We start from the raw sequence: 19142 nt of genomic DNA, 5'->3' as shown, positions 1-19142 counted from the left end.
CGCGCCATATCGCGGCCTTTTTTCGAGGGTCGGTGGGTGTTACTGCTTTCCATCTGCGACCCCGCATCGGTCGCGGGACCTGTGCCAACCAAATCGCGGAGCCCCAAGCATGGTCAAGACGCCGAAGACGCGCCACTCGAAGTCGCATCGCGAGCCGATGACGATCGAACTGGAACCCGGTGCGGTTTCGCGCGTCGAGGAGGCGGCCACGACGGAGGCGACCGAGGCTGCGGAGCCTGCCGAGGCCGTCGCCGCGACCACGGGCGACGAGGCGGTCGCAGCTGCCGAGGAGGCAAAGCCGGCCGACGCCGGTGAAACGGCCGCCAGGCCCGGTGACGACTATGTTTCCTACGACTACAGCTTCGACACCGAGCAGCCGAAGGCCGCCGAAACGCCCAAGCCGGCGGCTTCGGAAAGCGTCGACGCCGGACCGGCGCCCAGCGCTGCGGTTCAGCGCGGCGGCATGCCGGCCATCGCCGCCGGCCTCGCGGGCGGCCTGATCGCCCTGCTGGCCGCCGGAGGACTGCAGTTTGCCGGTATCCTCGGCGCGCCTGGCGGTTCGCAGGCGCCGGCGGGCGCGGACCAGATGCAGGCCGAGATCGAATCGCTGAAATCGCGCGTCGCCGATCTCGGGGCATCGAACGCGACCGGAGATGTCGACGGCCGCATCGCCGGGCTGGCTTCGGCGATCGACCAGGCCAAGGCCGAGATCGAAACGATGAGGCAGGCTGCCGGACAGGCCGGTTCGAGCGAGGCCCTTGCCGGCCTCGACGATCGGATCAAGGCGGTGGAGGGGCAGGTGGCGTCGCTCGGCCAGGGCGGCGGCGTGTCGGCCGATATCGCAACGCTGAACGAGCGCGTCGCGGCGCTGGACGCCACGGTGAAGGCGGCGGGCGAGGCCACCAAGTCGGATGCGGGCGACATCGCGGCGCTGGAGCAGTCGATGTCGTCGCTCGCCTCCAAGGTCGAGGCGCAGGCCTCGCAGCCGAAGATCGCGCTGGCGATCGCGGCGTCGGCGCTCAAGGCGGCCGTCGACCGCGGCGGCGGATTTGGCGCGGAGCTGGAGACGTTTGCGGCGATCGCCCCCGGTTCGCCGCAGCTGGCGGCCCTGCGCGACTATGCCGAGAAGGGTGTTGCGACGCGTGCCGACATCGTGGCCGAGACCGGTACCGTAGCCGACGCGATGATCGCCGCGGCCAAGCCGGTCAACCCGGATGCGGGGATCGTCGAACGGCTGGTTTCGAGCGCCGAGCAGCTGGTGAAGGTCCGGCCGATCGGGCAGGTAGAGGGCAGCGGAGTGCCGGAAACCGTGGCGCGCATGGAGGTAGCCGTCAACCAGGGCGACTTCGCCAAGGCTATCGCCGAATACGAGACGCTGCCCGAGGCGGCCAAGGCCGCCGGCGCCGATTTCGCCGCCATGCTCAAGGCGCGGCTCGACGTCGAGAACCAGGTGGACCAACTCGTCGCCAATGCGATGAAGGCCTGAGGCGAGGGGACACGAGATGATCCGCATCCTGTTCTACCTGGCCGTCGTCTTCCTGCTCGGGCTGGGCTTTGCCTGGCTGGCCGACCGGCCCGGCGACATGGTCGTCACCTTCGGGGGATATCAGTACAGGGTCACGCTGATGGTGGCGGCGGTGGCCGTGACCGCCATCGTTGCCGCGGTCATGCTGCTCTGGTGGCTGACCAAGGCGCTGTGGAACAGCCCCTATGCGATCGCCCGCCATTTCCGCGCCCGCAGGCGCGACCGAGGCTACCAGGCGCTGTCGACCGGCATGATCGCCGCGGGCGCCGGCGACGCAGCACTTGCCCGCAAGAAGAACAAGGAAGCGGCCAAGCTGATCCGTTCCGACCAGGAGCCGCTGATCCATCTGCTCGAGGCGCAGGCCTCCCTGCTCGAAGGCGACCACGACGCGGCGCGGCAGAAATTCGAGGCGATGCTCGACGACCCCGAAATGCGCCTGCTCGGGCTGCGCGGGCTCTATCTCGAGGCCGAAAGACTGGGTGACCGGGCGGCGGCCCGCCACTATGCAGGGCGCGCCGCCGGGCTCGCGCCGCAGCTCGGCTGGGCCGCGGAATCGACCATGGAGGAAAAGGCCGAGCGCGGCGACTGGGACGGCGCGCTGGCGCTCGTCGACGCGCAGAAGGCGTCGCGGCTCGTGGAACGCGACGTCGCCAACAACCGCCGCTCGGTGCTTTTGACCGCCAAGGCGATGTCGCTGCTCGACAGCGACTTCAACGCGGCGCGGACCGCGGCACTGGAAGCCAACCGGCTACGGCCGGATTTCGGCCCGGCGGCGGTCGTCGCGGCCAAGGTGCTGTTCCGCCAGAACGACGTGCGCAAGGGCTCGAAGCTCCTGGAGGCGGCATGGAAGGCCGAACCGCTGCCCGACATCGCCGAGCTCTATGTCCACGCCCGGCCGGGCGATGCGGTGCTCGACCGGCTGGCGCGGGCGAAGAAGCTGCAGTCGCTGAAGCAGAACAATCCGGAATCGTCGCTGACGGTGGCGCGCGCGGCGCTCGGGGCGCAGGACTATGCGCTGGCGCGGTCGGAAGCGACGGCTGCGGCGCGGATGCAGCCCCGCGAGGGCGCCTATCTGCTTTTGGCCGACATCGAGGAGGCCGAGACCGGCAACCAGGGCAAGGTGCGGCAGTGGCTTTCCAAGGCGGTGCGGGCGCCGCGCGACCCGGCCTGGGTGGCGGACGGCGTCGTCTCCGAACGCTGGGCGCCGTTCTCGCCGGTCACGGGGCGGCTCGACGCCTTCGAGTGGCGGGCGCCGGAAGAGCGGCTCGGCCATCTCATCGAACAGCAGGACGAAACCGCCGAGCGGGTGCCGATCCCGTCCATTCGCGCGGCGCAGCCGGCCGGCGACGACATCGTCGAGATCGAGCACGAGGTGGCACCGGCCGATGCCGGCGCACGGCCGGCGAAGGGCGGGCAGGATGGGGGCACCGACAGCCCCGAGCCGAAGCCGCGCGACGAAACGATTCTGGACGACGGCGATGCCGAGCCGATCCGCCTGCCCGACGATCCCGGCGTCGATCCGGACGATGACCGGGAGAACGCCCAGCGCCGCTTCAGATTGTTTTGAGCGGCGGCCGTGCCTAAATCCAGGTTTTGCAGCTACAGGAACCGCCGATGTTCGAACGCATGATCTCATTCCTGAGGGACCTTCCCGCAGTGGGCGGCGCTCCGTCGCGCCAGGACGACCTGCGCGTTGCCGTGGCGGCGCTGCTCTATCACGTCATGGACGCGGACGGAGACCGGCAGGACGTCGAGTGGGAGCGGCTGAAGCAACTCCTGGCGCAGAGCTACGGCATTTCCGGCACCGAACTCGATCGCCTGGTCAAGGCGGGCGAACAGGCCGACAACGAGGCGATCGACCTCTACGCCTTTACCAGCGTGCTCAAGCGCAATCTCGACGAGCAGGCGCGCAAGGACTTCATCGGCATGATGTGGGAGGTCGTCTATGCCGACGGCCAGGTGCACGAGATGGAGGACAACACCATCTGGCGCGTCGCCGAGTTGATGGGGGTGGAGCGGCGCGACCGCATCGAAGAGAAGCACAGGGCGGCCGAGAACGCCCGAGTCGCGATTGGATCGGAACCAGACGAATAGACGCTCGATGCGGGGGCAGGCGCGACCGAAAATTCTGGTGGTGCTGCACCAGGAGCATTCCAGTGCAGGCCGCGTCGGCCATATGCTGATCGAGAACGGCTTCGACCTCGACATATGCCGGCCGCCGCTGGGCGATACCCTGCCTGAAACACTGGATGGACATGCGGGCGCGGTGGTGTTCGGCGGGCCGATGAGCGCCAACGACCACGACGAGTTCGTGCGTCGCGAGACCGACTGGCTCGCCGTGCCGCTCAGGGAGAACCGGCCGTTCCTCGGCATCTGCCTGGGCGCGCAGATGCTGGTCAACCATCTCGGCGGCAAGGTCGAGGGTCACGGCGACGGGCTGGTGGAGATCGGCTGGTACCCGATCAAGGCGACCGAGGAAGGCCGCAAGCTCATGCACTGGCCGGAGATGGTCTATCAGTTCCACCGCGAAGGCTTTTCGCTGCCGAAGGACGCGGTGCTGCTCGCCTCGTCGGAGACCTATCCGAACCAGGCGTTCCGCTATGGCGACAACGCCTGGGGCATCCAGTTCCATGCCGAGCTGACCCGGATGATGATGCAGCGCTGGGTGGTGCGCGGGGCGGAGCGCTTCGTGCTGCCGGGCGCGCAGCCGGGCCGCGACCATCTCGGCGGCCGCCTGATCTGGGACATGCATCTCAAGCGCTGGCTCGACGAGTTCCTGGACAAGATCTTCGGACGCCCCGCGCAGGATTGAGACGAACTGCAAGGGGCGGCGAAAGCCGGCCGGCCCGGCACCGCAGCCACCGGACCGCACCGCTCTGCGCAGCATAGATGCCGGTCCCTCCTGAGACGCGCGGGGCTGCAGTCAGGTCCCGCTAGCGCACGAAGACCGTGACGGCGCCGTCGGCCGCGATATTTGCGGCGAGGATGCTGGAGGTGTCGACATTCTCGGCGTCGAGTTTTTCCTTCAGCAGGGCGTTGGCCATGATTGCGGCCTGGACGCCGGTGATGTCGGCCTGGTTATCCTTCTCCGCCTGATCCAGCTTCTGCATTTCGTCCTTGCTGGCGATCTCCGAAACCTTGACGATGTTCACCGACTTGACCGCCGTCAGCGACTGGATGGCCGTGGCCGTGCTGCTGCTCGCCTGGATCGACGACATGACGGTGGCGAAGTCGATGGAGCCGGTGCTGGCGGTCGTGCCCGGATCGATCTGGGCTGGCATCGTCGACGGCGCGATCGCATCCTCGCCGGCTGCCGGCGCGGCCAGCGCGGCACCGCCGAGCAGGATCGCGATGGCGAGAGAATGTCTCATTGATCTTCCTCTTCGAGATTCGGCCCCTCGCGCGGATTAACCCGTTCATGCGCGCATCGGTTCCCCGAGAAATCGGGCGGCGCGACAAAAGGCCGGGCATAATGTTATCCCGCCGACCAGCCGCAACGCCTTGTGTCCCCTGCGTTACAGCCGCTGCCGGCCACGGCGATCATGTTGCATTGCAATATGGTTTGAATTGTCCGGCGCCGCCGCCTGAACAATCCTGCGCTTCATGACAGACAGGCAGGCGAAGGCATGACGACACCCGCTTCGGCGTCGTTCCGTCCCGACATCGAAGGGCTGCGGGCCATCGCCGTCGCCGGCGTGGTCGCATTCCATTTCGGCATGACCAGCCTTCCCGGCGGCTTCATCGGCGTCGACATCTTCTTCGTCATCTCGGGCTACCTGATCACCAGCCACCTGATGCAGGAGATCGGCCGCACGGGGACAGTCGACCTCTGGCGCTTCTACGGCCGCCGCGCCCGCCGCCTGTTGCCGGCTTCGCTGCTGGTGATCGCAGCCACGCTTGCGGCGGGCTATTTGATCCTCGCGCCGTCGGAACAGCAGCTCTATGCCAAGGGCGCGCTGTTCGCCTCCACCTATGTCATCAACATGTGGCTGCTCAGGTGGTCGTTCGACTATTTCGCCACCGACACGGCGAACAACCCGTTCCTGCATTTCTGGTCGCTGTCGGTGGAGGAGCAGTTCTACCTGCTGTGGCCGGCGCTGCTGCTGCTCGTCGCGCGCTTCCGGCCGGGCGAGAGGGGCATGGCCGTGCTCCTGGCGCTGGCGGCCCTCGTTTCGTTCGCCGCCAGTGCCTGGATGACGAAGACGTCGCAGCCCTGGGCCTTCTACTTCTCGCCGCTGCGCGCCTGGGAGTTCGCTGCGGGCGGGCTTGTCTCGCTCCCGGTCGCACGGCGCTGGGCGGCAGGCTACCGCCCGGCACCGGCGATGGGATGGGCCGGCATCGCGCTGATCGGCGCGGCCTATCTGAGCGTCAGGGAAACCGATCCGTTTCCCGGTTTAATCGCGCTGATGCCTGTGGCGGGCACCGCGATGCTGCTCCTGTCCGGCGCCCGCCAGAGCAGGTCTGCGCCTGGCGCCGCGCTCGCGCTCGCGCCGTTCCAGTGGGTCGGCAAGCTGTCCTATTCGCTCTATCTGTGGCACTGGCCGGTCATCGTCTTCGCCACCATCCTGGTTCCGGATCTGTCGCTCGCGGGGCGACTCGCCTGTCTCGCCCTGACCTTCGGCCTGTCGATGCTGAGCTACCACCTGGTCGAGAACCCGGTGCGGCTGAGCGGCTGGCTCGCTGCAAGGTCGGTGCGATCGCTGGGGCTGGCGGCGCTGCTGACCTCGGCCGGGGCGACCTTGTCCTATGCCGCAGCGCAGCTTGCGGCGCAGAGCATCGACCCCAACCAGCGCCTGATCATGGAAAGCGCGGCCCGCGGCTCCTCGGCGCGCCAACTCGACAGCGGATGCGTGCTCGCCCGGGAGGAGACGGTGCCGCGGCGCTGCATCCTCGGGGCCGCGAACTCGGACAGGACGGTGGTGCTGTTCGGCGATTCGCATGCCGACCATTGGTCGACGCCGCTGGCCGAGATCGCCGAAAGCCGAGGCTGGCGGCTGGTCACCTATATGAAGTCGTCATGTCCGGCAGCACAGGTGCAGTCCTGGAATGAGGTGCTGGCGAGGGAATATAGCGAATGCGACGAGTGGCGGCGCCGGGCCCTCGACGAGATCGCAGCACTCAAGCCCGAACTCGTGATCGTCTCGCAATATTCCTACAGCTATGTCGAAAACCGGGTGAACGGCGAGCTCGAGCACCTCGTCGGCCGTGACGCGTGGGCCGAAGGACTGAGGGCGTCGGCCGATCGGCTGCGCAAGGCGGGCGCCGAGGTGGTTCTGATCCGGGACGTTCCGGTCCACAGGTCCTATCTCGACAAATGCGTGGCGCGGTCGCTCTGGCAAGGACGGGGTGCCGAGGCCTGCGATACGCCCCGCGACCAGGCCATCGACGAGCAGGTCTTTGCCGCGGAACAGGCGGCGGTCGCCGGCATGGGCGGCGTGCGCTATGTCGACCTCACCGGCCAGTTCTGCGATGCGCGTAACTGTCCGGCGATGATCGGCGGCAAGCTGACGTTCCGCGACCGCCATCACATCGCCACGCCCTATGCCGCGTCGCTGGCAGCGCCGCTGCAGCGGGCGATCTTCGGCGACCAGGTGGCGCAGAGGGCGCGCTAGCGCAATTCCAGGAAAATTGCGCAGCGGTTTTCCGTCCGGAATTGCGCAAAAACAAAGAGATAGAGCGTTTCCGCGATTCGAAGAAAAGCGGCAACGCTCTAGAGCCGGATGCCGGTCTGGACGAGCCCGCGGGTGATGCTGCCCGTGGTCGGCAACAGCGGGATCAGGCACGCCTGCAGCGCGTGATAGATGTCGGGCTTGCCGTAGAAGGGGCCGGCATTGGGCCTGAGGTCGGCGTCGAGCTGGGCATGCCAGCCGCCATTGGCGCGGTCGATGAAGCGCGCGGCCGAAAAATTCCAGATGCGGCGGTACCACTCTTCGTAGCTTAGATCGCCGTCGATGGCATTGAGGAAGGCGGAGGCACCGATCGCCTCGCAGCATGGCCACCAGTAGCGGTCGCGGATGCGGGCCGAGCCGTCCCATTCGAGCGTGTAGTAGAAGCCGCCCTTGGCCGTGTCCCAGCCGTCTGCGGCCGCCTGGCCGAACAGGTTCCTGGCCGCGTCGGGCAGCCAGGCGAGCTTGCGGCCGCCGAGTTCCCAGAGCTGCAGCAGGAGACGCGCCCATTCGAGCGAATGGCCGGGCGTGGTGCCGAAGGGCCGGAACATCGGGTCGCCGGAATAATCGCGGTCGAGCTTCCAGTCGGTGGTGAAATGCTCGGGCAGGCGCCAGCCGGCGGCAGCGGAATGACGGCGGATGATGAGGTCGGCGATGCGCTCTGCCATGGAGAGGTAGTTGCCGTCGCCGGTCGCCTCGAACGCGGCCATCAGGGCCTCGGTGAGGTGCATGTTGGAATTCTGGCCGCGGTAGCTGTCGTAAGACTTCCAGTCCGCCGTGAATTCCTCCGCGACCGCCCCGTGGGCCTCTTCCCAGAACCTTTCTTCAAGCACGGTCGAGATGTCGGTCAACAGCCGGTCGGCGTCGGGATGGCCGGCGACCTTGGCGCTGGAGGCGGCAAGCATCACGAAGGCGTGGCCGTAGGCCTGCTTGGTGTCGTTGGTCGGCCCCTCGTAGCCGACGCCCCAGAAATAGCCGCCGTTGACCTGGTCGCGGTGACCGTTCCAGAGGAAATCCATGCCGTGGTCTACGAGGGCCGCGGCACCCGGGCGGCCCATCAGGTGGGCGATCGAAAAGCAATGGACCATGCGCGTGGTGACATGGATCTGGCGCCCGGCATGCTTGCCGGGCACGGCGCCGGGAGCGAAGGGGCGGCCCAGGTCGTCGAGCTCGTGGAAGCCGCCGAGCGGGTTGATGCTGTTGCGCTCGAAGAATCCGAATAGCGCTTCGGCCTGCTGCAGCAGCCAGAGGCGGTGGCCAGCCAGCGTCGCCCACTTTGCCGAGCCTGCGGCCGTTTCCAGTGAAGCCATGAACTTCGTCTCCCATTGTTCGGTACGCACATGCCGGCGTCGACCGGGAACTATTACGTTCCTGGCACGGGCCTCAACTGGAAAACGCGCGGAGAGGCGAAGAGGCAATTGGCGTTCGGTGAAGATAAAATGCGCATTTGATCAAATGCGCACACTATGTTATCCGGTCCTCGTTCAATCGCGCCGAGTGGCGACGGCCGGGCTGTGCCGTCGTGACGAAGTGCCGTGCCGCTGCCAATCGCTCAGGAAAATCCCATGCCCCGCTTCGCCAGACGCATCACGCAGACCTCCAGGAAGAGCTACGGCATGTTCGCCAAGGCGGCGGCGCTGGGGAATGACGGGCGCGACCTCATCCATCTCGAACTCGGCCAACCGGTGCACGACACGCCAAGCCACATCAAGGACGCGACCATCAGGGCGCTGCAGGCGGGCGAAGTGCACTACAGCGACCTGCAGGGCATACTGCCGCTGCGCCAGGCCCTGGCGGCGAAGCTCAGGGAGCATAACAAGCTCGATGTCGAAGCCGGAGAAATCCTGATCACCAACGGCCTGACGCAGGCGTCCTTCGCTGCCTTCATGGCGCTGGTCGACGACGGCGACGAGGTGATCCTGCTCGAACCCTACTACCCGCAGCACCTCGGCAAGGTGGAGATGGCGGGCGGGCGGGTCGTCTTCGCGCCTCTCGACAAGGAAGCCGGGTTCCGCATCCGCAAGGAGCTGATCGCGCCGCTGGTGACGCCGCGGACGCGGATGATCGTGCTCGTCAACCCCTCGAACCCGACGGGCAGGGTCTATTGTCGCGAGGAACTGCAGGACGTCGCGGATCTCGCCATCGAACATGACCTCGTCGTCGTTTCCGACGAGGTCTACGAGCAGATCGTCTTCGACCGGTCAGAGCATGTCAGCATCGCCTCGCTGCCCGGCATGAAGGAGCGGACCATCAGCATGTTCGCCTTCACCAAGGCCTATGCCATGGACGGCTGGCGTCTCGGCTACCTCGCCGCCGACAAGGCGATGATGCCGGCGCTGATGAAGGTGACGGCAAGCGAGGTCACCCATGTCAACACCTTCATCCAGCACGGCGCCCTGGCGGCCGTGACCGGCCCGGCCGCGGTCCTCGACGAGATGGTTGAGGACGATCGCCGCAAGCGCGACCTGGTGGTGAGCCGGCTCAACCAGATGCCAGGCGTGAAATGCGCCATGCCGGAAGGCACCATCTATGCCTTCCCCGACATCAGCGGCACCGGTCTCGGCGCGCAGGAGGCGGCCGACGCAATCCTCGACAAGGTCGATGTCGTGGTCGAGGCGGGCAGCTTCTATGGCCCCGCGGGCGAGGGGCACCTGCGCGTCTGCTTCGGATCGCAGAGCCATGAGCGGCTGGAAGAGGCGATGGACAGGCTGGCGCGGTTCTTCAACGGCCTCTGAGCGCGCTCTGGCAGCAGCAAGGCCGTTGCGCTAGAGCCGTTGGCGATAGGGAGGACGGCTTCGTCGACGGAGCCGTTCGCCGCAACAGGAGACCGGAGATGCTGGACGACCAACTGGAGCCCGTTGCCTCGCGCGTCACCATGGGCGACGGCGTCTACCTGCAGCTGCGCAACGCCCTGATCACAGGGCGCTTCGATCCCGGGCAAGCCCTGACGATCTCGGCGCTGGCGTCGTCGTTCCGCACCAGCCACATGCCGGTGCGCGAGGCGTTGCGACGGTTGGCCGCCGAAAATGCGCTCGAGGTGGCGTCGAACGGGTCGGCCAAGGTGCCGCAGGTCTCGGTCGAGCGGCTCGACGACATCTATCGGGCGCGCACCGTGCTCGAGGGCTTGGCCGCGGAACTCGCCGCCGCGCATGTCGACAAGGGCGGGCTTGCCGCGCTGGAAGCGATCGTCGCCGAGCACGAGGCGACCTATGCGTCCGGCAACGTCTACGACATGCTGCTGAAGAACCGGGATTTTCACTTCGCGATCTACCGCGCCTCGGGTTCCGAGGTGCTGGTGCAACTCATCGACACGCTGTGGCTTCGCCACGGGCCCTACATGCGGATGCTGTCCTCCGAGATCTCGCCGCGCCCGGGGAGCGGGTTGCAGGAGCCGTTGTCACAACACCATCGCGCCATCGTCGAGGCGCTGCGCAAGCGCGACGGGGCGGCGGCGCGCGATGCCATGGTCGCCGACATCGGCGCCACCCAGGGCCTGCTCAGGCAGCTTTGCATGGCCGTCGAATCGTCGCGCTGAAAGTGTTCACCGACCGAGAAGGCCGCGAAGGCGGGCGAACAGCCGGTCGACGCCCTCGGGCGTGGTGATCATGCCGGGCGACAAGCGGAGGATCCGCCCGCGGCAATCCGCATGGATGGCGTCCGCGCGCAGCCGGTCGACGATCTCGGCGGTGTCGGCCGAGTTGGGAAGCCTGAGCATGATGCTGCCGCCGCGGCGGGGCTCGTCGCGCGGGCTGGCAAGGGAAAGCCCGAGCTCGTCGGCGCGGGCGATGATCTCGGCGCCGAGCGCCCGGTTGTGCGCGCGCATCGCCGCCAGGTCCTGCGCCGCGTGCCATTCGAGTGCGGGCAGCGAGCCGGCGCAGGCCAGCACCGAAGGCGTGCCGTGATCGAAGCGGCGCGCGTCGGCGGCATAGGCGAAGGCGTCGAGGTTCCAAGAGAAGATGTTCTCCTGGCTGAACCAGCCGCGCAGCTCCGGCCGGCACTGCTTCAGCAGCGGCTCGGCGACATGGATGATGCCGGCCCCGGGCGTGCCGCACAGCCATTTGAGCGTGGTCGAGACGGTGAAGTCCACGGCCGGCGCATCGACCCTGAAGGGCAGCAGGCCTACGCCTTGGGTGATGTCGACGCCGACGAGGCTGCCCATGCGGCGGCCGTGGGCGACGAGCAGCTCCAGGTCGCAGCGATGCGAGGCCGTCGAGGTCACGAAGGTGATCAGCGCAAGTCCGACCTCCTCGGTCCAGGCCGCGATCATGTCCTCGTCGCGGACCCAGGTTTCGCCGCTGCGCAGCGGCACGGTTTCAAGCGTGAAGCCGAGGCGCGGCGCAAGGCCCGCAAGCAGGAAATGCAGGCTCGGGAAACAGTCGGCCGCGACCAGCAGCTTGCGGCCGGCGAGATGACGCGCGGGCAGCGAGCCGATCAGGCTGTAGAGCGCGGTGGTGACGTTCTCGGCCGTCGTCAGCGTCCCCTTGGGCGCGCCGATGAGATTGCTCCAGCGGTCGATGAATTGCTGCCGCTGGCCGAGCGCCCGCATCCATTGGCCGTCGTCGCAGGCGCCCCAACTCGAGGAAAACGCCGAGAACGCCGCGGCCATGTCCTCGGCCTTGCCCGGATACATGCCGATCGAGTGGTAAAGGAAGTAGCCGGAGCCGTCCGCGGCTGGGTTGGGAGCATTCATGCCTGTGATCCTTCGAACGCGGACACTCTAGCGCGCGGCCAGCCGCTGCTTGCCGCGCTCTTCCAGGTAGCTGACCAGACGGACCAGCGGCAGCAGGAAGGCGAGGTAGATGATCGCCGCGCCGATGAGCGGGGTGGGATTGGCCATCAGCGCCTGCGCGTCGGTGGCCTGCTTGAGCAGGTCCGGCATGGCGACGACGGAGGCGAGGGCCGTGTCCTTGAAGATCGACGCGGCGTTGCTGGTCAGTGGCGGAACCACCACGCGCAGCGCCTGCGGCAGGATCACCTTGCGCATGGCCATCCAGAATCCGAGGCCGAGGGCCGAGGCCGCCTCGAACTGGCCCTTGGGCACGTTCTCGATGCCGGCGCGGCAGACCTCGGCGGTGAAGGCGGAGAGGACCAGCGACAAGGCGAGCGTCGCGGAGGTGAAGGACGAGAAGCGGATGCCGACGAAGGGCAGAGCGTAGTAGATCAGGATGAGCAGCACTAGGATCGGCATCGCCCGCAGCACGTCGATATAGGCGATGGCCAAGAGCCGCACCGGCCTGGGGCCATAGAGCCGCATGAGGCACACCAGAAGCCCGGCCACGCCGCCGAAGACGATGCTCGCAGAGCCCAGGAGCAAGGTGTTGCTGACGCCGCGCAGCAGCATCGGGAAGGACCTGACGAGGATTTCCCAGTTGAAGAACGTGTTGATCAGTTCCATGGCAAGGCCCGGTTAGGGGCGCACCGGCCGCGAGGACCGGTGCGTCGTTTGAGTGGCTGTGGGCGCCGCGGGGCGGTCATTCCGCCTTGGGCAGCGGCAGGTCGGTCACCGTGCTGGTGCCCTGGTCGGGATCGACGCCGAACCACTTCTTGTGGATGGCGGCCAGCGTGCCGTCCTTCTTCATCGCCGAGATCGCGTCGTTGGCTTCGCCGACGGCGGGATGGTCCTTGCGCGACATCATGGCGAAGCGCTCGCCGGTCGGGATGCGGACCAGCACCTTCAGGCCCGGCGTCTTGGTCATGGCGTACTGGAAGCCGGCGAGTTCACCCGCGCCGCCGTCGATGCGGCCGTTCTGGACGTCGAGCAGCAGGTCCTGCTGGGCGTTGTAGCTGGTGATGTCGGCGATGCCGAGCTTGTCCTTGTTTTCCTTGGCCCAGGCTTCGCCGGTGGTTCCGGCGACCACGCCGATCACCTTGCCCTCGAGGTCCTCGAGCGACGCAATGGACGTGCCCTCGCGGCCGACGACGGTGCCGTCGCTGTCGTAGTAGGGCTGGGTGAAGGACTGGTTCTTCAGGCGCTCGTTGGTGACCGAGATCGAGGAGATCGCAAAGTCGATGCGGCCGGAACTGGTGGCGGCGAACAGCGCCTGGAAGCCCATGTCCTGGAACTCGACCGGCCGGTTGAGGCGCTTGGCGACCTCAGTGGCGACGTCGATCTCATAGCCCTCGAACGTGCCGGTTTCGGACTTGTATTCCCATGGCGGATTGGCGGGATAGGCGCCGACGACGATCTTCTCCTGGGCGCCGACGGGCGCCGCGATCGCCATCGCGAGAGCCATCGCAAACCCAGCGACTGCGCTGGAAAGCTTCATTTCATACTCCTCCGGTTGTGCCCCTTCGTTCCGTTTCGGCGGATGTCGAGGCGGGTTTTCATGGTCGCCGAGGCGCTGCAGCTTCAGGATCATTAATATGCATTTGCAAGTAAATTTGGCCGAGCGGAGAGCGGGCTGACATGCCGGTGTTTCCCGACATGCGCCGACCTAGTCGCATCGATCCCGTTCGGCCTTGGTACCCCTCCCATCCATGTTCCCAAGCTGCAGGGTTTCCCGCCGGCTGCTTCGCCAGTCATGGAAACAGGCGCGCCACATCCTCGCTTCGGTGGCAGGCCCGGGTCATGTTTTTGCTTGTCCTCGGAAATGATATTTGCATATGCAATTAAATCCGTCTAGTCTCTTGTTCGGGAAGAGCGGCGTGGCCGGCCCGGATGGTGGATCCGGGCCAATGCCAGGCGCCATCAAACGGAGGACTGGAAATGACTGCAGCCGCAGCCACTCTCGACAATCTCGGGGAACTGCTTCTGAGCGGGCGGGTCGAGGTCGTCGATCTGACGGCGCCGCTCGGGCCGGACACGCCCCTGATCAAGCTGCCGCCGGAGCTTGCGGTGGATACACCCAGGATCGAAGTCCACACGATCTCCGAATATGACGACAAGGGGCCGTTCTGGGCATGGAACTGGCTGAAGCTCGGCGAGCATTCGGGCACGCATTTCGATGCGCCGCACCACTGGATCACCGGCAAGGACTATTCCGACGGCTTCACCGACACGATCCCGGTGCGCAACTATGTTGCCCGGGTCAACGTCATCGACTGCTCGGCCCAGTCGGCCGCCGACAACGATTTCCTGCTCAGCGCCGACGGCGTTCGCGCCTGGGAGGCCGAGCATGGCGCGATCGGCAAGGGCGAGTGGGTGCTGATGCGCACCGACTGGGACAAGCGCAACGATTCGGAAGCGGCCTTCCTCAATGTCGATGCGCAGGGGCCGCATTCGCCCGGACCGACCGTCGACTGCATCGAATACATCATCGAGCGCGGCGCCATCGGCTGGGGCACCCAGTGCATCGGCACCGATGCGGGTGCGGCCGGCGGGATGCAGCCGCCGTTTCCGGCGCACAACCTCATGCACAAGGCCAATCGCTATGGGCTGGCGAGCCTGTGCAACCTCGACAAGCTGCCGCCGAAGGGGGCGATCCTCGTCGCCGCGCCGCTGAAGATCGTGCGCGGCACGGGCAGCCCGGTACGCGCGCTGGCGCTGGTGCCCAGAGGCTAGGCGAGGCCGGCTCGGTTCGAGGCGGCGGGCGCCGCCCGTCTCGGGCTGAAAATTGCAGGGTCGGTGGGATTGATCAGGCCGACCGTTGGCGATGACCGGCGGTCGTGCTCTGTATCGCAGATCCGCGGCGAAGGCCCGCCGCAGGGAAGCCGGCTGCGAAGGAAGACCCGATGAACGAGCACATCATTTCGAGCGAAAACGACGAAGGCCCCCGCCTTGGCGAGATCGGCCTCCAGCAGTTTGCGCCCTATCTGATGAACCGCATCATGGGACGCTACAACGCCTCGCTGCGGGAGGACCTGGCGAAACTCGGGCTGACGACGCCGAAGATGCGCACGCTGGCGGTGCTTTCGGTCGTCGACGGGCTGCTCGTCGGCCGTCTCGCGGTCTATGCGGTGGTCGAGCAGTCGACGCTCAGCCGCGCGCTCGACGCGCTCGAGGCCGACGGCATGGTGCGGCGCACGCCCGACCAGGAGGACAGCCGCGCCATCCGCGTCTCGATCACCGAGGCCGGGCGCGCCGCCTTCGAGAGCCTGTGGCCGACCATGCGCCAGAGCTACAACCGGATGTTCGCCGGTATCGACGCGGCCGAGCACGCCGCCTTCGTCGCGACCCTGCAGAAGGTGCTCAACAACATCAAGAAGCATGATTTCTGAGGAGCTCGCCCATGGCTGAACGATCGTTTGCAAAGGAGGTCGAGAAGCTCAAGCTGGGCGATGGCGAGGTGTTCACCGGCGAGGGCATCCTCGCCATCACCAAGGCGCTGCTGCAATGCGGCGTCGGCTATGTCGGCGGCTACCAGGGCGCCCCGATCAGCCATCTGATGGACGTGCTGGCCGACGCGCAGGAAATCCTCGGCGAACTCGGCGTGCATTTCGAGGCGAGCGCGTCCGAGGCGACGGCCACGGCGATGCTGGCGGCATCCGTCCACTATCCGATCCGGGGTGCCGCGACATTCAAGTCGACGGTGGGCACCAACGTCGCGTCCGACGCGTTGGCCAACCTCGCCTCCGGCGGGGTGACCGGCGGCGCGCTGATCATCGTCGGCGAGGACTATGGCGAAGGCTCCTCCATCATGCAGGAGCGCAGCCATGCCTTCGCCATGAAGAGCCAGGTCTGGCTGCTCGATCCGCGGCCGAACCTGCCGTCGATCGTCGCGGCGGTCGAGCACGGCTTCGAGCTGTCCGAGGCCTCCAACACGCCGGTGATGCTGCAGGTGCGCATCCGCTGCTGCCACGTCAACGGCTCCTTCGTGACCAAGGACAACGTGCGTCCGGCGATGACCGTCGCCGAGGCGCTGGAGAACCCGCGCCGCGACACCCGGCGCATCGTGCTGCCGCCGGCGTCCTTCCTGCATGAGAAGGAAAAGATCACCAAGCGCCTGCCCGCCGCGATCGACTACATCAAGCGCCACCGGCTGAACGAGACCTTCGGCGGCAACGGCAAGGTCGGCCTGATCATGCAGGGCGGCATGTACAACGGGGTCATCCGGGCGCTGCAGCGGCTGGGGCTCGCCGACGCCTATGGCGAGACGGAAGTTCCGCTGCACGTGCTGAACGTCACCTACCCGCTGGTCGCCGACGATCTCGTGGCGTTCTGCGCCGACAAGGAGGCCGTGCTCGTCATCGAGGAGGGCCAGCCGGACTACATCGAGCAGGCGCTGGGCGCCATGCTCTACAAGGCCGGCGCGACCGTCAGGCTGGAGGGCAAGGGCATCCTGCCCATGGCTGGCGAATATGCTGGCGATGTGATGCTCGCGGGCATCGGCGCGTTCCTGCGCAAGCATGCCGCGGATTTGCTCGCGCCCGAGGTGAGGGCGCCCAACATGCCGGCTCCGCCGATGTTCGAGGATCTCGCGAAGACCGTGCCGACGCGCCCGCCGGGCTTCTGCGTCGGCTGCCCGGAACGGCCGATCTTCGCGGCGACCAAGCTCGCCGAGCAGGAGCTCGGCAAGCACCACATCGCCTCCGACATCGGCTGCCACCTGTTCTCGATCATGCCGCCGTTCGAACTCGGCGCCACCACCATGGGCTACGGGCTGGGGCCGGCCTCGGCCTCCGCCTTCAACGCGCCCGACGCCAAGCGCCGCTCGATCTCCTTCGTCGGCGACGGCGGCTTCTGGCACAACGGCCTGACGTCGTCGATCGGCAATGCGGTGTTCAACAAGAACGACGGCGTCATCGTCGTGGTCGACAACTACTATTCGGCCGCCACCGGCGGGCAGGACATCCTGTCGTCGCGGGCGAGCAACAGGACCAAGTCGACAAAACACCCGATCACCGACGCGCTCAGGGGCATGGGGGTCAAATGGGTGCGCCATGTCGATCGCACCTACGATGTCGACTTGATGCGCAGCACCCTGAAGGACGCGCTTACCACCGAGGAGAGCGGACCCAAGGTGATCGTCGCCTCGTCGGAATGCATGCTGAACCGGCAGAGGCGCGAAGGCCCGCTGCGCAAGCAGGCGATCGCCGACGGCAAGCGCGTGACCAAGACCAAGTTCGGCGTGGACGAGGATGTCTGCACCGGCGACCATGCCTGCATGCGCCTTTCCGGCTGTCCGTCGCTTTCGGTCAAGCAGCTCGACGATCCGCTGCGCGACGATCCGGTGGCGGCGATCGACGAAAACTGCGTCGGGTGCGGCAATTGCGGGGAGGTGGCGGATGCCGCCGTGCTGTGCCCGTCCTTCTACCAGGCCGACGTCGTCTCCAATCCCACGGCCTGGGACCGGTTCGCGTTCGGCCTGCGCCGGCGCGTCATCACGGCGTTGCAGGCATGGCGCGAGCGCGGCCGGCTGGTGTTCGAAGGAGTATCCGCATGAGGCTCGGGCTCGCCGGGGGCGCGGACACGACGCGCGCCATCATCAAGCTCGCGGTCCTCGCCGTCGGTGGCCAGGGCGGCGGCGTGCTGACCAACTGGATCACCGATCTTGCCCAGCGCTGCGGCTGGCATGTCCAGTCCACCTCCGTCGCCGGCGTCGCGCAGCGCACCGGCGCCACCATCTACTATGTCGAGATGATGCGGAAGGATCCGGCCCGGCCCGAAGCCAGTCCGGTGCTGGCGCTGAGCCCGGCGCCGGGCGACGTCGACATCCTCATTTCGGCGGAGCTCGCCGAAGCAGGGCGGGCGGTGCTGCGCGGCTTCGTCACGCAGGACAGGACCACGCTCATCGCCTCCAGCCACCGCATGCTCGCCGTGTCCGAGAAGATCGTTCCCGGCGACGGCCGCGCCGACAGCGAGATTGTGCTGAAGCGGGCGGAGGAAGCGGCCCGCCGCTTCATCCATTTCGACATGGAGAGTATGGCGCGGCAGGCCGGCAGCGTGATCTCGGCAAGCCTGTTCGGCGCGCTGGCCGGCTCGGGCGAGCTGCCGTTTCCGCGCGAGGCGTTCGAGGCGACGATCAGCAGCGGTGGGCGCGGCGCCAAGGCGAGCCTGGCTGCCTTCGCCCTTGCCTATGACCGAACGCTGGCCGGTCCGCCGCCGGAAGCCGAGCGGACATCGCGGGCCGCGCCGGCGGTAGCGGGCCCCGCCGGACTGCGCGACAAGTGGGCGGCGCTCGAGCACCGCCTGGACCAGCTTCCAGAGCCTGTCCGCGAGATGGCGGGCCATGGCCTGCGCAAGGTCGTCGACTTCCTCGATCCGGCCTACGGCGCCGAATATCTCGATCGGCTCGAAGCGGTGGCGAAGGTCGATTCCTCCGCGCAAAGCTATGCATTGACGCGCGAGGCGGCGAAGTATGTCGCCAACGCCATGGTCTATGACGACATCATCCGTGTCGCCGATCTCAAGACGCGGTCGTCGCGGGCCGAACGGGTGCGCCGCGAGGTGCATCTCGGCGAGGACCAGACGCTGATGACGACCGAATATTTCCATCCACGCATGGAGGAGATCTGCGGTACTTTGCCGGCAAGGCTCGGTGCGGCGATCGAGGCCCGCCCCGGTCTCATGAAGGGGCTCAACCGCTTCGTCGACCGCGGCCGAAGGATCAGGACCGACGGCATGCTCGGCTTCGGCATGCTGTGGCTGGTCGGGGGAATGCGGCGCTGGCGCCGCGCGCTGCTCCGCCATAGGGTGGAGACGGCGCATCTGCAGGCGTGGCTGGACCTGGCGTTGAGCGAGGCCATGGCCGACTACGAACTCGGTGTCGAGGTGCTGAAATGCCGGCGCCTGATCAAGGGCTATGCGGACACCCACGTCCGGGGGCAATCGAAGTTCGACCGGGTGCTGGGCTGCCTCCGGATGCTGCGCGGGCGCGACGATGCCGCGGCGTGGATCGCGAGGCTGCGCGAGGCGGCGCTGAAGGACGCCGAGGGTGCCGCGCTCGACGGCGCGATCATGACGGTGCGCTCCTTCGCCGAGACGCCGAACGGCAAGGCCGCCTGACCGAGATTCGGTGGCTTCTCCCGAAGCAAGGGAGAAGCTTCGGAATGAAAAGCGGGCCGGAAAAATC

The 19142-nt window shown here is 67.3% G+C and carries 16 protein-coding genes; 11 read left to right on the top strand and 5 right to left on the bottom strand.

Annotated features, from left to right (window positions below; genetic code table 11):
* Positions 1–109: 109 nt before the first annotated feature.
* Genes PV773_RS14835 through PV773_RS14820 form a run of 4 tightly spaced genes read left to right on the top strand, consistent with a single transcriptional unit; the run spans position 110 to position 4337 of the window.
* Complete coding sequence (locus PV773_RS14835; protein WP_347967093.1) at positions 110–1486, top strand: phage tail protein; 1377 nt, start codon at positions 110–112, stop codon at positions 1484–1486.
* Positions 1487–1502: 16 nt separating this feature from the next.
* The gene (locus PV773_RS14830) at positions 1503–3092 is read left to right on the top strand and encodes a heme biosynthesis protein HemY (protein WP_347967092.1); all 1590 of its coding nucleotides are present in this window, start codon (positions 1503–1505) and stop codon (positions 3090–3092) included.
* Between the two features lie 47 nt (positions 3093–3139).
* Positions 3140–3619, top strand: a complete 480-nt coding sequence (locus PV773_RS14825; RefSeq protein WP_347967091.1) for a TerB family tellurite resistance protein — start codon at positions 3140–3142, stop codon at positions 3617–3619.
* A 7-nt stretch (positions 3620–3626) separates the two neighbouring features.
* Positions 3627–4337, top strand: coding sequence for a glutamine amidotransferase (locus tag PV773_RS14820; RefSeq protein WP_347967090.1), 711 nt, complete (start codon positions 3627–3629; stop codon positions 4335–4337).
* Between the two features lie 121 nt (positions 4338–4458).
* Here the strand turns inward: PV773_RS14820 and PV773_RS14815 are convergent, their stop codons facing one another.
* Positions 4459–4896, bottom strand: coding sequence for a hypothetical protein (locus PV773_RS14815; RefSeq protein WP_347967089.1), 438 nt, complete (start codon positions 4894–4896; stop codon positions 4459–4461).
* Positions 4897–5151: 255 nt separating this feature from the next.
* Between PV773_RS14815 and PV773_RS14810 the strand changes: the two genes are divergently transcribed.
* On the top strand, positions 5152–7137 hold the full coding sequence (locus PV773_RS14810; RefSeq protein WP_347967088.1) for an acyltransferase family protein: 1986 nt from the start codon (positions 5152–5154) through the stop codon (positions 7135–7137).
* 98 nt (positions 7138–7235) lie between these two features.
* On the opposite strand, the gene PV773_RS14805 is transcribed toward PV773_RS14810, so the two are convergent.
* Entirely contained in the window at positions 7236–8501 is a 1266-nt protein-coding gene (locus PV773_RS14805) for an AGE family epimerase/isomerase (RefSeq protein ID WP_347967087.1), read from the bottom strand.
* 255 nt (positions 8502–8756) lie between these two features.
* On the opposite strand from PV773_RS14805, the gene PV773_RS14800 reads away from it, so the two are divergent.
* Entirely contained in the window at positions 8757–9926 is a 1170-nt protein-coding gene (locus tag PV773_RS14800; protein WP_347967086.1) for a pyridoxal phosphate-dependent aminotransferase, read from the top strand.
* Between the two features lie 98 nt (positions 9927–10024).
* On the top strand, positions 10025–10726 hold the full coding sequence (locus PV773_RS14795; RefSeq protein ID WP_347967085.1) for a GntR family transcriptional regulator: 702 nt from the start codon (positions 10025–10027) through the stop codon (positions 10724–10726).
* Positions 10727–10732: 6 nt separating this feature from the next.
* Here PV773_RS14795 and PV773_RS14790 read toward each other — a convergent pair whose 3' ends face one another.
* The 3 genes from PV773_RS14790 to PV773_RS14780 form a co-directional block, all read right to left on the bottom strand.
* Positions 10733–11881: an aminotransferase class V-fold PLP-dependent enzyme gene (locus PV773_RS14790; protein ID WP_347967084.1), complete on the bottom strand. Its 1149-nt coding sequence runs from the start codon at positions 11879–11881 to the stop codon at positions 10733–10735.
* 27 nt (positions 11882–11908) lie between these two features.
* On the bottom strand, positions 11909–12586 hold the full coding sequence (locus PV773_RS14785; protein WP_347967083.1) for an amino acid ABC transporter permease: 678 nt from the start codon (positions 12584–12586) through the stop codon (positions 11909–11911).
* A gap of 76 nt (positions 12587–12662) precedes the next feature.
* Positions 12663–13457: an ABC transporter substrate-binding protein gene (locus PV773_RS14780; protein ID WP_347967082.1), complete on the bottom strand. Its 795-nt coding sequence runs from the start codon at positions 13455–13457 to the stop codon at positions 12663–12665.
* Between the two features lie 440 nt (positions 13458–13897).
* On the opposite strand from PV773_RS14780, the gene PV773_RS14775 reads away from it, so the two are divergent.
* The 4 genes from PV773_RS14775 (at position 13898) to PV773_RS14760 (ending at position 19075) form a co-directional block, all read left to right on the top strand.
* On the top strand, positions 13898–14692 hold the full coding sequence (locus PV773_RS14775) for a cyclase family protein (RefSeq protein WP_347967081.1): 795 nt from the start codon (positions 13898–13900) through the stop codon (positions 14690–14692).
* Positions 14693–14862: 170 nt separating this feature from the next.
* Positions 14863–15348, top strand: coding sequence for a MarR family transcriptional regulator (locus PV773_RS14770; protein ID WP_347967080.1), 486 nt, complete (start codon positions 14863–14865; stop codon positions 15346–15348).
* 11 nt (positions 15349–15359) lie between these two features.
* Positions 15360–17513, top strand: coding sequence for an indolepyruvate ferredoxin oxidoreductase subunit alpha (locus PV773_RS14765; RefSeq protein ID WP_347967079.1), 2154 nt, complete (start codon positions 15360–15362; stop codon positions 17511–17513).
* Positions 17510–19075 carry an indolepyruvate oxidoreductase subunit beta family protein gene (locus PV773_RS14760; protein ID WP_347967078.1) on the top strand — a complete coding sequence of 522 codons (1566 nt, stop codon included), beginning with the start codon at positions 17510–17512 and terminating at the stop codon, positions 19073–19075. The genes PV773_RS14765 and PV773_RS14760 overlap by 4 nt, the downstream gene beginning before the upstream one ends.
* The last annotated feature ends 67 nt before the right edge of the window (positions 19076–19142 follow it).

It is taken from the genome of Mesorhizobium sp. CC13, assembly GCF_039907765.1.
In the GTDB taxonomy this organism is placed as follows: Bacteria; Pseudomonadota; Alphaproteobacteria; order Rhizobiales; family Rhizobiaceae; genus Aminobacter.
Note: the sequence above shows the minus strand (reverse complement) of the source record. Positions and strands in the feature narration are given on the sequence as shown.

Bases quoted from the DNA above. Each gene is read 5' to 3' on its own strand.
- PV773_RS14835 (WP_347967093.1), top strand. From the start codon at position 110: ATGGTCAAGACGCCGAAGACGCGCCACTCGAAGTCGCATCGCGAGCCG.
- PV773_RS14830 (WP_347967092.1), top strand. From the start codon at position 1,503: ATGATCCGCATCCTGTTCTACCTGGCCGTCGTCTTCCTGCTCGGGCTG.
- PV773_RS14825 (WP_347967091.1), top strand. From the start codon at position 3,140: ATGTTCGAACGCATGATCTCATTCCTGAGGGACCTTCCCGCAGTGGGC.
- PV773_RS14820 (WP_347967090.1), top strand. From the start codon at position 3,627: ATGCGGGGGCAGGCGCGACCGAAAATTCTGGTGGTGCTGCACCAGGAG.
- PV773_RS14815 (WP_347967089.1), bottom strand. From the start codon at position 4,896: ATGAGACATTCTCTCGCCATCGCGATCCTGCTCGGCGGTGCCGCGCTG.
- PV773_RS14810 (WP_347967088.1), top strand. From the start codon at position 5,152: ATGACGACACCCGCTTCGGCGTCGTTCCGTCCCGACATCGAAGGGCTG.
- PV773_RS14805 (WP_347967087.1), bottom strand. From the start codon at position 8,501: ATGGCTTCACTGGAAACGGCCGCAGGCTCGGCAAAGTGGGCGACGCTG.
- PV773_RS14800 (WP_347967086.1), top strand. From the start codon at position 8,757: ATGCCCCGCTTCGCCAGACGCATCACGCAGACCTCCAGGAAGAGCTAC.
- PV773_RS14795 (WP_347967085.1), top strand. From the start codon at position 10,025: ATGCTGGACGACCAACTGGAGCCCGTTGCCTCGCGCGTCACCATGGGC.
- PV773_RS14790 (WP_347967084.1), bottom strand. From the start codon at position 11,881: ATGAATGCTCCCAACCCAGCCGCGGACGGCTCCGGCTACTTCCTTTAC.
- PV773_RS14785 (WP_347967083.1), bottom strand. From the start codon at position 12,586: ATGGAACTGATCAACACGTTCTTCAACTGGGAAATCCTCGTCAGGTCC.
- PV773_RS14780 (WP_347967082.1), bottom strand. From the start codon at position 13,457: ATGAAGCTTTCCAGCGCAGTCGCTGGGTTTGCGATGGCTCTCGCGATG.
- PV773_RS14775 (WP_347967081.1), top strand. From the start codon at position 13,898: ATGACTGCAGCCGCAGCCACTCTCGACAATCTCGGGGAACTGCTTCTG.
- PV773_RS14770 (WP_347967080.1), top strand. From the start codon at position 14,863: ATGAACGAGCACATCATTTCGAGCGAAAACGACGAAGGCCCCCGCCTT.
- PV773_RS14765 (WP_347967079.1), top strand. From the start codon at position 15,360: ATGGCTGAACGATCGTTTGCAAAGGAGGTCGAGAAGCTCAAGCTGGGC.
- PV773_RS14760 (WP_347967078.1), top strand. From the start codon at position 17,510: ATGAGGCTCGGGCTCGCCGGGGGCGCGGACACGACGCGCGCCATCATC.